Consider the following 12,857-nt stretch of genomic DNA (forward strand, 5'->3'; position numbering starts at 1 on the left):
ACTGCTATAATCATGTACTGTGAAGAGAGGAAGATCTTGAATGGAACAAGAAGTTCAACAGGACCAGGGCACACCTGCCGTAGAAAAAAATAATCGATCCAAAAAAGCTAAAAATGAAATTGTAGAGTGGCTGAAGGCTATTGTCATTGCACTTGTGCTGGTCATTCTCATTCGCTGGCTGCTCTTTAAACCCTTCGTTGTGGACGGGCCGTCCATGCAACCGAATTTCTCCACAGGAGAACGTGTCATTGTTAATGAAATTCTGTATGATATCCGTGAGCCAAAACGTGGTGAAGTTATCGTCTTCCATGTACCTTCCGAAGGGCGAGATTTCATCAAACGTGTTATCGCAGTTGAGGGAGATACAGTGCAGGTTCAAGGGGATACGGTAACCGTTAACGGACAAAAGGTTAATGAAACCTATATTCAGGGTGCTATTGATGCAGCAGAAGCCACTGGAGGTACGTATAACGTGAAGGATTTCCCGAATGAACAATTCCCTGATGGTAAAGTGCCACCGGGTCATGTATTTGTCATGGGAGATAATCGACCGAACAGTACCGACAGCCGGATGATCGGTTATGTATCGCTAAAAGATATTATTGGCCGAGCGGATGTTATTTTCTGGCCAATTGGAGAAATTAAGTGGATCAACCACTAAGATTCAAAGTATGTATTAAATGAGGTGAAGACAAGGTGACGATACAATGGTTTCCAGGTCATATGACCCGAGCCAGACGCCAGATTCAGGACAAGTTGAAGCTCATTGACGTGGTCATCGAACTATTGGATGCCCGTCTGCCTGTCTCCAGCCGTAATCCGATGATCGACGAGATTTTGATGGATAAACCCCGCATGATTTTGCTGAATAAGTCGGATTTGGCGGATGCCAAAGTGACGCAAGAGTGGATAGAATATTTTAAAAAAGACGGCATTACGGCTTTCCCTGTAGATGCTTCGACAGGTACAAATGTCAAAGATATTCCTACTCAGGCAAGGCTTCTTCTGAAGGAGAAAATTGATCGTCAACTGGCAAAAGGCATTAACCCCCGTGCTGTTCGCGGATTGATTGTTGGTATTCCGAACGTCGGCAAATCCACATTGATCAATCGGTTGGCTGGACGAAGCATCGCTGCGACCGGAGATCGTCCGGGTGTAACCAAAGGACAACAGTGGATTAAAGTGGGCAAGGAAATGGAGCTGCTGGATACGCCAGGTATTCTGTGGCCGAAGTTTGAAGATCAAAATGTTGGTTACCGCCTTGCTGTAACGGGTGCGATCAAAGAAGAGATCTTGAATGCAGAAGATATTGCGTTCTTTGGAATCAGTTATCTGATGCGTTATTATTGGGACGCTTTGGAAGAGAGATATGGTCTTCAGGAGTTCTCTAAAGATGCAGACGATTCGGACAGCGTTATTGCTATTATGGAGAAAGTCGGTCGAATCCGCGGGTGTGTAGTTAGCGGTGGGCGTATTGATCTGGAGAAGGCATCTCGTGCGTTTCTACGGGAATTACGTGCAGGCAAGATGGGACGCTTCTCAATGGAAGCTCCGTATTAATCAAACAGGAACACAAGAGCCGAAGGAAGCGGCCGTTACCGGGTTACCGGGAACGGTCTTTTTTGTCTTATGAAGGTTAATCGGGACTTGAAAATGCTTATATGAATGGTGAATATTAGAAGTAAAGTGTGCTTGGTGGAATTGTTTGTTCAGTATATGAGGTGTTCTGGAATCATGATATGATAAATGATGGCGCAAATTTGCAGAACATGAGTTTGTATGTATTCAATTTAGCCTGATTATGACCGATAAATGAAGACATCAAGATCTTTTTATATAACACTTTTAGTATGAAGAAGTGTGTAAGATTGCGGTTAAACAGAACAAAGATGCGTTGTCTACGTCTAATTATTATACATTACTTGGGATTACACAGGTGCATGAAACGTGTGAGGGAGATGAACAGAATGACAGCAAACCAGGAAACAGCGGAGCTTGCACTGCCAGAACTGCCGCGCAAGCCGAAGAAAAAGATAAAAGAAATCAGCGAACCCAAAGATCTGTTATTGTATGAGCGAGAGTACTGGGGAAGCGGGTTTGAATATATCGCAGGAATCGATGAAGTAGGGCGTGGGTGTTTGTTTGGCGATGTTGTTGCAGCGGCAGTGATCCTGCCCCAAGGGCTAATTCTGGAAGGCGTTAACGATTCTAAAAAGCTGTCGGAAAAAAAACGGGAAGCGCTGTATGACATCATTATGGAGAACGCGACAGCCGTTGGCGTGGGATATGCAGACGCTGAAACGGTGGATCGTCTAAATATTAAACAGGCTGCCAGACTAGCGATGAAACGTGCGGTAGAGGCACTTGAAGTAACGCCTCACTACATGCTGGTGGATGCAGAAAAGGTAGATATGAATATACCACAATTGTCTATCATTAAAGGGGATGCAAACAGTCAATCTATTGCAGCTGCTTCGATCATAGCAAAGGTAACAAGAGATCGGCTGTGCAAGGAAGAATGGGATACGTTGTACCCCGAATACGGTCTGTCGGTACATAAAGGCTACGCCACACAATTTCATCGGGAACAGATTATGGCTCGTGGGGCAACACCAATGCATCGGCGCAGTTTTCTCGGCAATTTACTCGGCGAACAGCAAACGTTGTTTTAACTGAAAGGGAACGGAAAGGAGGGAGAGCGAGTTGAATATCAGCTCCATGATTCGTGGTTTAATGGGAGACAATAAACCTGGAAATCCCAAGGCGCTTGAATTAAAGGAAGGTCAGGTCGTTCGTGGCTCTGTAGTCAGCGTGTCAGACGACGGAGGAGACGCTGTGCTCCAGATTCAAGGTGTGCAGGTGCGTGCCAAACTGGAGACTCCGCTCCGCCCAGGTGAGACGACACTGCTGCAGGTTCAGCCACCAGGAGAAAACGGAATAACCGTGATGAAACCCGTTGCGGGTTCTCTTGCAGAATTACCTCAGGCTTCACTGAATAATTTGTTGCAAGAAGTAGGCTTGACTGATACAAAAGACAACCGTGAACTGTTGCTTGCCATGCAACGCAGTGGGCTGCCGCTAACCAAGGATAATGTATCTATGGTGCAAAACATGATGGCAGCCAAACCTGCACAAGTGCCTGTGGAGGAATGGGTACAGGCAGCTGGAATTGCTTTTCAACGCGGCCTGCCTGTTACAGCAGAAACGGTGAAAGGATTACATCAGACTGTATTTGGGCCTCCTTTGCATCGGTTGTTAAGTAATCTGGCGGATCAGCTAGAGTCATTGTTGTCCCAAACGTCAGGAAAATCGGCAACGGGCGGAGAAGCAGCGATAGGATCTAAAGCCGGGACCGTTCCAGGACAATCAGGAGCGTCCGCGATACTTCCCGATGTTGCTGTTCAACCAGAGGATGGCGCAGCGGCGGTAAATGTGAACCGTTCGGGAGCAGGAACACCAGTGGCGGCTCCTTTGTCATCGCAGCAGAATCAGGTTCAGGCCACCCAGGTAGCTGGTGTGCCGATGGCTTCAGTTGAATTGGAAGGTGCAGCGGAAAGCACGCAGCAGTTGGCTAAAGGCAACATACCGCTGAATGCGGGCCAGACGAATGGTGGACAGGCTGGCGCTGAGGGTGTTGCCAGCCAGGCTGGGACGGCTGGCAAAGGGAACGCAGGTATTCCGGCAGGTACCGGAATACCTGGAGAGGGCCCGCGCGCTGCTGAGGCGGGCCAAGGTGTGAGCCGTCCGGGTACAACGGGGACGGCAGAAGCTGCGGCCGTTCGTGCAGACGGCCGCTCAGACACGCCTGCTGCTGCGGCAACGCCGTCCGCAGCAGGCCAGGCAGCGCCAGCAGAACCTACGCCAGCACAGCTGGCACCAAAGCTGCTGGCGCTGCTGGACGCGCTGCGCAGCGCGTCCGCTGCCGCACCGGCACAGCCGGGCGCGGCGGCACAGGCCGCCCCTGCTGCGCAGCCGGCTGGCGGTGTTGCCGCCGCACCTGCGGGAGCGGCGGCAGCGCACGCGCCTGTCACCCACGGGGGGGACCCGTGGGTGGGGCGCGTGCTGAAGCTGCTCGGTGCGGAGCACGAGCAGCAGGCCGTTCACGGCGCGGCGATGCAGCCGCGCGTGGGTGAAGCGGCGAGTCCGGCGAATGCGGACACGCTCAAGGGCTTGCTGCTGCAGCTTGCCAGCAGCGACAGTGCCCCGGCGGCACTGAAAGATGCCGCCGCGCAAGCTGTACAATACCTGACAGGTCAGCAGTTATTGCTGACAACGGATCGCGGTGCAGCCTTTGCTCAGATGCACTGGTTTATCCCGATTACCGGTCCGGACGGAGAACAGACGGCCTCTGTACAGATTCAGTCACGTCGCGGTCAGCGCGGGGAACTGGATGCGTCCAATTGCCGTTTGCTGTTTGATCTGGACATGAAAAGTCTGGGACATACCCTTGTCGATGTACATGTCGTGAATAATATTGTCAGCTTGCGAGTGGTTAATGATCGTGAGGAGATGGGTGCTCTTTTGGAAAGTGGACGTGAAGTAATCCATCAATCGCTCGACAAGCTCGGGTACCAGTTATTGACCTTTAGGGCAGAACCTTGGCCTGCAGGGCAGGAGCCTGGAGGAGAGCGTAAAATGACCGCAGCAGATTATAGCCCTGAGCGATACAAAGGGGTGGATTTCAAGGTATGAAAGAGGAATCACCACAACCGGAGCTGTTATCCAAAAAAGCAGTTGCACTGAAATATATTCCAGGAGAGAGTGAGGCGCCTGTCGTTGTTGCTAAGGGACGGGGCAAAGTGGCTGAAGCTATTCTGGACAAAGCAAAGGAAAATGGCGTACCTGTGCAGGAGGATGCCGCACTTGTGGAAGTACTCTCCAAGTTGGATTTGGATGAACAGATCCCGGCAGAGTTGTATCAACTGGTGGCAGAGGTGCTGAGCTATGTTTATCGAGCCGATCGACTTGCCTCAGGTCGTGGTGATGATGACACATGGTAGAACCGGGAGCTGGACAGAAGCCGAATGGCAGACTGACTCGTCAGCAAAAGGGAAGAATAGGCGAAGATGAAGCTTGTCGCTGGTTAGAGGAACATGACTATTGTATCGTTCAGCGAAACTGGCGTTGCCGTAGTGGTGAAGTGGACATTATCGCATCTCGTGAAGAGTTGTTAATCTTTGTTGAGGTTCGAAGCCGAAGTTCTTATTCGCGATTCGGAACCCCGCAAGAGTCTGTCGATCAGCGCAAAATGCAACAAGTGCGTTCAACGGCTGCGATTTACATGCAAATGAACGGAGAACATGCTCGTCAGATTCGATTTGATGTTATTGCGGTCATGATTAATCATACCGGGGAGATTAGTTCCGTAAATCATGTAGAGAATGCGTTTTAGCTTTTAGCCGAACGTTTCAAAAGATGAGCTAGTAGACAACGATAAGGCCTACAGCTCATCTTTTTTGATTTCACAGCAGAACAAAGCAGTGAATGTCTCTCAGTATACGAAATACGAAATATCAAATCTCATATGTAACAACAGGTTCCACAGAACAAGATGCACCGTAGTTGGCTTTTTATTTCATAACTTACTCGTTCTTTTGAATCTGTTCAGCAGATGGGTGTATAATGAATGCTGTAAACTTGCGTGTACTATTTGGAGAGGGAGGCATGACCCATGAGTAAAACGACAAACCCAAGCAACGAAGTACGCCATGCGATTGAAAATCGGCGTACAGTCAAAAAGTTTAAAAAAGATGCTGTTCCAACGGAGCAGATCATCGATTTGCTGGATACAGCCGTGTGGGCGCCTAACCATAAATTGCGTGAGCCGTGGAGATTTGTATTGTTCAATGGCAAAGGACGCAAAAAGCTCGCGGAGGCCATTGAAGCCGAGATGGGCGAGGATAACAAGTTTTCGTCGAGTGTGCAGCAGGTGCCTGCCATCTTGCTTGTCGTTCTGGAAGAAGACCCGAGACAAGCGATTTGGGATGAGGACTTTGCCGCAGTCAGCGCCATGGTTCAGAACTTTATGCTCGCAGCATGGAGTGAAAAGATCGGTACGTTTTGGGTAACCAAACCCTTTTTATATGCACCTAAATTTCGGAAGCCACTTGGCATCAAGCCCGGGGAAAAAATCATTGGTATGATCTATATTGGATATCCTGACGCCATTCCATCTGCTAAAGAACGTATTCCTGCCAAGGACAAGCTAACGTTATTTGAATAAACTTCATTTGAGACCACGTAGATGTGGTCTTTTTTTATTTTGCAATAGAGATTCGGTGTCAGCTTCCCCCGGTAATTCCGGGCAATCGGACGGATCAGCATGTCCTGAATACCTTCTCAAGCATGCTTACATATTCCCTCCGATAAGCTCTGTTTGAAAAGAGATAAGAGATATTCATTTAACATATGATCACATTTGCCTGCCGTATCACGTTTGAATCTGCTTCTGATGCCAACCAAGCCGTATAGATATTCTTCATTACACATGCAAATAGAGAACATATACGGCTTTTTATTAGCAACTGAGTATCCGTATTAAAATAAACTCAAATCTAACTGACGATACTGGATCGCTTCGGCCACATGAGCTGTCAAAATCTCACCATCATGATCCAGATCAGCGATCGTCTGTGCCATTTTCATAATTCGGTCATGGGCACGCATGCTCAGATTCAGTGTCTGCAAAGTTTGATCCAACAACTGCTCTGCTTCGCGTGGGAGATGAATGGTTTTACGTAAAAATGTGCCGGAGAGTTGGCTGTTCCAGCGGACGGAACGCTTTGCATACCTTTTGGCCTGAATGGAATGAGCGGTGATCACCTTGGCCTGCATCTCGGCGGAAGAAGGAGAAGCTCCCGAATTACGCCAATCTCCTGGCGGCGGGACTTCGACCTGCAGATCGATTCGATCCAGCAGCGGGCCGGAAATTTTCGCCCGGTATGCTGCGACGCGTGCCGGACTACAGATACAGCGCTGTTCCTCTGATTGCGCCGACAAATATCCGCAAGGGCATGGGTTCATTGAGCATGCCAGCATAAATTGTGCAGGGAATGTGAACGCAGCTCTTGCCCGGCTGATCGTAACCGTCTGGTCTTCAAGCGGCTGCCTCAGCACTTCAAGAACCTGACGCTGGAATTCTGGCAACTCATCCAGAAACAAAATCCCGCGATGAGCAAGACTGACCTCACCCGGTTTGGGAATACCGCCGCCACCGATCAGGCCTGAGGTAGATATCGTATGATGTGGAGAGCGAAAAGGTCTGTCCGCGATTAGTCCTGGCGGAGCTTCTTTCAAATGACCAGCTGCACTTAAAACTTTGGTTACTTCAAGCGCCTCTTCTTCCGATAAAGGAGGCAAAATTGTCGGCAACCGTTTGATTAGCATCGTTTTACCTGTGCCAGGCGGACCAACCAGCATAATATTATGCATTCCGGCAGCGGCAATCATCAGTGCTCGTTTGACATGATGCTGCCCCAGCACATCGCTGTAATCTTCATAAGAAGAGGAGATATTTTTCTTTCCCTGAATCCTCTGCTCACTGGACGACCCGGAGATTCGCAGATGACTGTAATCCTTCAAAGTAATCGGCCCGGCATTCGCAGTTGTACTGGGTGAGAAACTTTGGGGAGTGTTTGGTGTGTTGGTCACATCAGGAGCCAGATCCTTAAGATGGCGAAGCCCATAAATCCCAATGCCTCGAATCAGACGAGCCTCTTCCACATTTTCATAAGGAAGCAGAACAGAAGTGAAGCCCTGCCTTTTCGCTAAATCTACCATCGATAAAATGCCTGGAACAGCCCGGATTGAACCATCCAGTGCCAGCTCCCCGAGTACCAAAGTTCGTTCCTGTGGAGGCAGAACAACCTGGCCGCTGGTCGTGAGTAGAGCGATAGCAATAGCAAGATCGAAGGAAGAACCTTCCTTGCGCAGATCGGCTGGAGCCAGATTAATCGTAATACGCTGCAAAGGATACTGATAACCACAGTTTTTAATGGCCGCTCGAACCCGTTCCACGGCTTCTCTGATTGCCGAATCTGGCAGTCCGATAATTGAAGTCAGAGGTAGACCGTTGGATAAATCGGTTTCGACTTCAATTAATACACCGTCAATTCCGTAAAGACATGAGCTATACAATTTTCCATACATAACAAAAAAACACCTCACTCGGGTAGTCAGCTCCGCACAGGGCGGGCCAGTCTCGAATTAAGGTGCTTCCTCAGCTTCTACTAGCATTCTATATAAAAGGAATCAGAGCGTCAACCCGGGTATGAATGATGCTGCAATATGCTTACTCAATTCCTATATTGTCTCGTTCAGGTTTACATCCGTAATCGTATTCATAATTCGGATATGAATTACTTGTAATTATATTTTATGCAACTAAATTTAACATGATTAAATGTAAAAGTGAAATAATTTGCTCAATTATTCTTTTTTTAATCTATTTTATGATAAGATAGTAATGGGGGATGTTCCATTCACCGCAAATATATGATGAGGTAATAAGGTTATTCCCTGAAATAAGCAATCTAATGTACATTAGGCAGGTGAGACAGACAATATGCAGACAGACCGTTTAAAGCTGGATAATCAATTATGCTTCGCTATATACGCTTGTTCACGTGAAATTACCAAGTTGTATCAACCCTACCTGGAAGTGCTTGGTGTAACATACTCCCAGTACCTGGTTTTGATGGTATTATGGGAACGGGAGGAATGTACAGTGAAAGAGATCGGTGAGGCTTTATACCTCGATTCAGGTACGCTTACTCCTCTTCTAAAACGTTTGCAAGCAGCAGGATTCATCCATCGCGAGCGCTCAGCACAAGACGAGCGTAAAGTGCTGATTACACTGACCGATTCGGGACGTGAGCTTAAGAATAAAGCGTTATCCATACCTGAGGCCATTCAGGGAGATGCTTGTCTCAACAGTACGGAATTTGAAGCACTGCTCGGTCAGTTTAAGGGCTTGCTCGAGAAAGTCCACGAAACGAATATAAGTACAGCTAAAAAATAATAATCAAAGCTTCTATTTTACGAAAAACCTTAGTCCATTCGACTGAGGTTTTTCCATTTATATCCAAGCATTCACAAAAAGGGATCATATCCATATCAAAAAGCTGTCTATTAACCATTACTTTTTAAGGAAAGCGTTTTAAAAACATGTTACAATGAATTGGGTTTAAGTGAAAATAGTCAACATATGTCTTTTGTTCGTCTACCAGCCCGCCTTGTTGCAGTCATGTTGATAGGAGGATTCGAGAATGAATATCCATGAATATCAAGGAAAAGAAGTACTGAAACAGTATGGAGTTACCGTTCCAAACGGAAAGGTTGCTTATACAGTCGATGAAGCGGTTGCGGCCGCAGAGGCACTTGGCAGTCCGGTGACTGTTGTTAAAGCGCAAATTCACGCAGGGGGTCGGGGTAAAGCCGGCGGCGTGAAAGTAGCAAAAAGCACAGAGGAAGTACGTGCCTATGCATCCGAAATTTTGGGCAAAGTATTAGTAACCCATCAAACAGGACCAGAAGGTAAAGAAGTGAAACGTCTTCTGATTGAAGAAGGATGCGATATCCGCAAAGAGTATTATGTGGGTGTTGTTGTCGATCGTGCTACAGGACGTGTAGTCATGATGGCTTCCGAAGAAGGCGGTACAGAGATCGAAGAAGTCGCTGAAGCTACACCTGAGAAAATTTTCAAAGAGGTAGTTGACCCTGCAATCGGGTTGCAAGTGTTCCAGGCACGCAAACTGGCTTACAGCATTAACATTCCGAATGAACTCGTGAATAAAGCTGTGAAGTTCATGCTTGCGTTGTACAAGGCATTTGTTGAAAAAGATTGCTCTATTGCCGAGATCAACCCGCTGGTTGTTACCGGAGATGGAAACGTTATCGCGCTGGATGCGAAGCTGAACTTCGACTCCAACGCACTCTTCCGTCACAAGGACATTCAAGAACTGCGTGACCTGGATGAGGAAGACGAAAAAGAAATCGAAGCTTCCAAATACGACCTCAGCTACATAGCGCTTGACGGCAACATTGGCTGTATGGTTAACGGTGCGGGACTTGCGATGGCTACGATGGACATCATTAAATATTATGGTGGAGACCCGGCCAACTTCCTTGATGTTGGGGGCGGTGCAACAACAGAGAAAGTTACAGAAGCATTCAAGATCATTCTGTCTGATGCCAAAGTAGCCGGAATCTTTGTTAACATCTTCGGTGGTATCATGCGTTGTGATGTCATTGCCAACGGGGTTGTTGAAGCAGCGAAGCAGCTTGGCCTGACCAAACCGCTGGTTGTTCGTCTTGAAGGAACTAACGTGGAACTGGGCAAACGCATTTTGGGTGAATCCGGCCTGAATATCGTTCCTGCTGATTCCATGGCCGATGGAGCACAGAAAATTGTTGCCCTCGTGAAATAGGTTCATTCCTTCGTACCGGAGCTGTCCGGGAATTGAAAAATAACCGTAAGGATGTGAAGCAACGTGAGTATTTTGATCGATAAAAATACAAAAGTCATTACGCAAGGCATTACGGGTTCAACGGGAATGTTCCACACGAAGGGCGCATTGGACTACGGAACCCAGATGGTAGGCGGTGTTACGCCAGGTAAAGGCGGAACCAATGTTGACATCACGCTGGAAGACGGTTCAGTAGTCAGCCTGCCGGTATTTAACACGGTGCAGGAAGCGAAGGAAGCTACTGGCGCAACAGCGAGCGTCATCTATGTTCCTCCTGCATTCGCAGCAGATTCCATCATGGAAGCTGTTGACGCAGAGTTGGATCTTGTTATCTGTATTACAGAAGGTATCCCTGTTCTTGATATGGTCAAAGTAGATCGTTTCATGGATGGCAAAAATACGGTATTGATCGGTCCTAACTGCCCAGGTGTTATTACACCAGGCGAGTGTAAGATCGGTATTATGCCTGGATACATTCACATGCCAGGACATGTCGGTGTTGTTTCCCGTAGTGGAACACTGACGTACGAGGCTGTTCATCAGCTGACAACTCGTGGTATTGGTCAATCTTCTGCTGTAGGTATCGGGGGAGACCCGGTTAAAGGCTCCGAGTTCATCGATATCCTGAAACGCTTTAACGAAGATCCACAGACACACGCTGTCATCATGATTGGTGAGATTGGTGGTACTGCGGAAGAGGATGCAGCAGATTGGGTGGCTGCTAACATGACCAAACCGGTGGTAGGTTTCATCGGCGGTGTTACAGCGCCTCCAGGCAAACGTATGGGCCATGCTGGTGCGATTATCTCCGGTGGTAAAGGTACAGCCAAAGAGAAAATTGCGAAGCTGGAATCTTGCGGTATCAAAGTTGCTCCAACGCCAGCCGAAATGGGTTCTACGTTGGTAAGTGTGCTTGAGGAACGCGGTATTTTGAATTTGTGCACGACACATTAATCTTGTTCCGTTATAATAGAAGAAACAGCTCGGAAACGACTTGTTTCCGTAGACGTTGATTCAGGAGACGGTAAAGGTAAGCAACCTTTTGTCCTTAAAACAGGGCGAAGGGTTGCTTTTTTGCGTTTTTTTTGAAAATGCAGACAAGCTTTAAGGTGTAATTCGTGCAACCGCTTGCAATTTATCGTTGCTTATCACACAATATGAGGGGAGTTTTTCTCTCCTTAACGGGAGGCAGAAACATGGAAGAACGTTGGATTTTGTTTGGGCTTTATGAAATGGAAGGCATCGGGAAGAAAAGTATTGCAAAATTGATGACAGGCCGGCACTTGCTTCAGGAACTGCTTTATTATGAAGAAGGAGACTGGATTGCAGCTGGACTGAGAAAAGATCAGGCAGCTCGTTTGACCAGAGATTTTAATGCCAGCTGGATTGAAAGCAGAAGAAAACAGGTTTATGATCGTGGGATAGAGGTTATTACTTATCTGGATTCGAATTATCCTATATTAATGAAGGAAACCGCACAGCCTCCCTGTATTATGTATGCTCGGGGAGATACCGAGTTGCTGAATACACCTTCAATAGCTATGGTTGGGACACGCATGCCGACAGTTTATGGGCGTAAGGTGGCTGAGAAGCTTGCAGAGCAATTGTCTCATGCGGGCTTAACGATTGTAAGTGGACTTGCCAGAGGCATTGATCGCGTGTGTCATGAAGCTGTATTGCGAGCTGGCGGTAAAACCATTGCTGTTTTTGGTACAGGGGTAGATATGGTTTATCCACCGGAAAATACGAGTCTTGCCGAACAAATTGCCGAAACAGGTCTGCTGCTGTCTGAATACCCACTCGGAACCAGGGCTCGTCAGGGACTTTTTCCCGAGCGAAATCGGATTATTGCGGGATTAACGCTGGGTACGCTTGTCGTAGAAGCTGATATACGAAGTGGTTCACTCATTACCGCTGATGCAGCACTGGAGGCGGGCAGGGATGTATTTGCTGTTCCAGGGCCAATTACTTCTCCGAAGAGTCGAGGGGCGCATAATTTAATCAGGCAGGGGGCCAAATTGGTCACTTGTGTCGCTGATTTATTGGAAGAGTATCGTTTAGACTTGCCAAATGCAGAACAACTTCCTTACAATAGAGGACGTTCGGCAGAAACACCGAGACCTGCAGAGCGGAGTTTGTTTCCAGATGTGGAGCTTTCTACCGATGAGCAATGTATCATCGTTTTACTTGAGCAGGAAGAGCAATCTTTGGATCAATTGATTGATCAGTTAGGTTGGGATTTTGGACATTTACATTCAGTTCTGTTATCTTTAATCATAAAAAAGCAGATTAGCCAATTACCAGGAACCAAATATGCGAGGGTATGAGGATGCTGCAACCTGTGCAGTATGTGGAATATATAAAATACGAACGAAATGAAGTACATGAACA

At 47.6% G+C, this 12,857-nt stretch carries 12 protein-coding genes; 11 read left to right on the forward strand and 1 reads right to left on the reverse strand.

Features of this window, described 5'->3' with window-relative positions; translation table 11 throughout:
• Positions 1-40: 40 nt before the first annotated feature.
• The 7 genes from lepB to ACUTVW_RS05690 all read left to right on the forward strand — a co-directional run bounded on the left by lepB (position 41) and on the right by ACUTVW_RS05690 (position 6,223).
• A complete protein-coding gene (lepB, locus tag ACUTVW_RS05660) occupies positions 41-661 on the forward strand; it encodes a signal peptidase I (RefSeq protein ID WP_434751707.1) in 621 nt (206 codons plus the stop codon).
• 35 nt (positions 662-696) lie between these two features.
• A complete protein-coding gene (gene ylqF, locus ACUTVW_RS05665; RefSeq protein ID WP_445644851.1) occupies positions 697-1,560 on the forward strand; it encodes a ribosome biogenesis GTPase YlqF in 864 nt (287 codons plus the stop codon).
• A gap of 407 nt (positions 1,561-1,967) precedes the next feature.
• Positions 1,968-2,672, forward strand: a complete 705-nt coding sequence (locus ACUTVW_RS05670) for a ribonuclease HII (protein ID WP_445644852.1) — start codon at positions 1,968-1,970, stop codon at positions 2,670-2,672.
• A gap of 31 nt (positions 2,673-2,703) precedes the next feature.
• Entirely contained in the window at positions 2,704-4,692 is a 1,989-nt protein-coding gene (locus ACUTVW_RS05675) for a hypothetical protein (RefSeq protein ID WP_445644853.1), read from the forward strand.
• Positions 4,689-5,000, forward strand: coding sequence for an EscU/YscU/HrcU family type III secretion system export apparatus switch protein (locus ACUTVW_RS05680; RefSeq protein WP_445644854.1), 312 nt, complete (start codon positions 4,689-4,691; stop codon positions 4,998-5,000). Before ACUTVW_RS05675 ends, ACUTVW_RS05680 begins: the two co-directional genes overlap by 4 nt.
• Entirely contained in the window at positions 4,994-5,392 is a 399-nt protein-coding gene (locus ACUTVW_RS05685; RefSeq protein ID WP_445644855.1) for a YraN family protein, read from the forward strand. The genes ACUTVW_RS05680 and ACUTVW_RS05685 overlap by 7 nt, the downstream gene beginning before the upstream one ends.
• 279 nt (positions 5,393-5,671) lie before the next feature.
• Positions 5,672-6,223: a nitroreductase family protein gene (locus tag ACUTVW_RS05690; RefSeq protein WP_445644856.1), complete on the forward strand. Its 552-nt coding sequence runs from the start codon at positions 5,672-5,674 to the stop codon at positions 6,221-6,223.
• A gap of 314 nt (positions 6,224-6,537) precedes the next feature.
• Here ACUTVW_RS05690 and ACUTVW_RS05695 read toward each other — a convergent pair whose 3' ends face one another.
• Positions 6,538-8,148, reverse strand: coding sequence for a YifB family Mg chelatase-like AAA ATPase (locus tag ACUTVW_RS05695; RefSeq protein WP_445644857.1), 1,611 nt, complete (start codon positions 8,146-8,148; stop codon positions 6,538-6,540).
• Between the two features lie 415 nt (positions 8,149-8,563).
• On the opposite strand from ACUTVW_RS05695, the gene ACUTVW_RS05700 reads away from it, so the two are divergent.
• The 4 genes from ACUTVW_RS05700 to dprA all read left to right on the forward strand — a co-directional run bounded on the left by ACUTVW_RS05700 (position 8,564) and on the right by dprA (position 12,793).
• Complete coding sequence (locus tag ACUTVW_RS05700; RefSeq protein ID WP_434751697.1) at positions 8,564-9,019, forward strand: MarR family winged helix-turn-helix transcriptional regulator; 456 nt, start codon at positions 8,564-8,566, stop codon at positions 9,017-9,019.
• Between the two features lie 247 nt (positions 9,020-9,266).
• Positions 9,267-10,427, forward strand: coding sequence for an ADP-forming succinate--CoA ligase subunit beta (sucC, locus tag ACUTVW_RS05705; RefSeq protein WP_090923884.1), 1,161 nt, complete (start codon positions 9,267-9,269; stop codon positions 10,425-10,427).
• A 63-nt stretch (positions 10,428-10,490) separates the two neighbouring features.
• Entirely contained in the window at positions 10,491-11,420 is a 930-nt protein-coding gene (gene sucD, locus ACUTVW_RS05710) for a succinate--CoA ligase subunit alpha (RefSeq protein ID WP_434756599.1), read from the forward strand.
• A 242-nt stretch (positions 11,421-11,662) separates the two neighbouring features.
• Entirely contained in the window at positions 11,663-12,793 is a 1,131-nt protein-coding gene (gene dprA / locus ACUTVW_RS05715; RefSeq protein WP_445644858.1) for a DNA-processing protein DprA, read from the forward strand.
• Positions 12,794-12,857: the final 64 nt, after the last annotated feature.

This window comes from Paenibacillus sp. TSA_86.1 (assembly GCF_052691815.1).